Origin of the sequence: Enhygromyxa salina, assembly GCF_000737335.2 — a bacterium.
GTDB lineage: Bacteria > Myxococcota_A > Polyangia > Nannocystales > Nannocystaceae > Plesiocystis > Plesiocystis salina_C.
This window is the reverse complement of the sequence record NZ_JMCC02000186.1, coordinates 1-1,540: the sequence shown is the minus strand read 5'-3', so window position 1 is coordinate 1,540 and position 1,540 is coordinate 1. Positions and strand designations below refer to the sequence as shown.

Genomic DNA, 1,540 nt, shown 5'->3' with positions numbered 1-1,540 from the left:
GTTGGTCGGAGCGCTCGTTGTTCGCGGCTCGCTCGTCGGGCCGGCTAGCTGTTCGCGGTCGTGTGAGTGGCCCCCCGAGGGGGGCTCGCTCGTCTCCGGCGGACGTTGGTCGCTTTGCGACGCTGAGCCACGACATCGACGGCGCCGTGATCGACGAGCCGCTGTTGTAGGGGATCCTCGACATCGGGTCGGGCTTCACCCAGACTCGGGGAGTGCGCGCAACCAGGATCGTGCTTGTCATCTGCCTGACCGCGGCGTGTAGCTTCGACTCGATTGGTAGCGGTGACGCTGGCGACCCGAGCGACGCAACGACGACCACTGACACGTCCAGCGATGGCGAGCCCGGCGACACTGGTGACGGCGACGGCGACACTGGTGACGGCGACGGGGAGCCGGGCGATGGTGATCCGGGTGACGGCGACACGGGTGACGGCGACGGCGACACGGGCGACGGCGACGGCGACGGCGATACGGGCGACGGCGACGGCGACACTGGTGACGGTGACGTCGACGTCTGCGAGGGCGTCCCCGACTGCGAGCTCGTCGAAGCCATCCCGGTCCAGGGCGGCGTCATCGATCCCAGCCCCAGCGCCATGCCGGATCTGAGCCCGTGGAGCGACGTCGGCGGCACCCCGCTCGTCGGCACCCCGGACGGCGAGACGCTCAACGGCACGGCGATGAACGACAGCATCGAAGGGCTCGCGGGCGTCGATGCGATCTTCGGCTTTGGTGGCGACGACGAGATCTTCGGAGGCGAGGACAACGACACGATTCAAGCGGGCGACGGCAATGATCGGGTGCTCGGCCAGACCGGCGCCGACAACCTGTTCGGTCAAAATGACGCCGACTACCTCGACGGTGGCACCGGCGACGACACCCTCACCGGCGGTGCGGGCGACGACGTGCTCTACGGCAGCGTCGGCAACGACGACCTGCTTGGAAACGCGGGCGCGGACTGGCTGTTCGGCGACGATGATGACGACACCCTCTACGGCGGGGCCGATCCGGACCGGCTGTTCGGCGGCGGCGGCGTGGATCAATTGTTTGGCGAAGCCGGCGACGATCTCATCACTGGCGGCGAGGGTGACGACATCCTCGCTGGAGGGCCCGACGCGGACACCTACCTGTGGCGAGCGGGCGACGGCGATGACACGATCTCGAGCGACGTCAGCGGCGACGATGTGATCTGGATCGGCGGTCATGGATCCGCGGACGTGGTCCAGGCTCGGGTTGGGCAAGATCTATGGGTTGTCTGGCCGGGCACTCGCCTGACGGTGCTGGGCTACTTCTCGGGTCAAAACCTCATCGAACAGATCCAGACCGAGCTTCGCTAGTCTCGCCCGAGCCCAGGGGGCAAGGTGGGAACCCACCAGCAGCCGCGCGGGTGGTAGCGCGGCTCAACCGTCAATTTGGGCTTGCAGTTGATCCCGCAGCCCTAGTAGATCCGCGCGCAACCAGTCCACTGCGGTCTGCCACTGCGCGTAGTCTAGCTCCCTTGACACCCAATTTCGTGGGAATTTGAGTCAAGTTTGGTTCAAGC

1 protein-coding gene is annotated in these 1,540 nt (G+C 67.0%); it reads left to right on the top strand.

The window, feature by feature from the left end:
- Positions 1-212: 212 nt before the first annotated feature.
- Positions 213-1,334, top strand: a complete 1,122-nt coding sequence (locus DB30_RS39455) for a calcium-binding protein (protein ID WP_052559145.1) — start codon at positions 213-215, stop codon at positions 1,332-1,334.
- Positions 1,335-1,540: the final 206 nt, after the last annotated feature.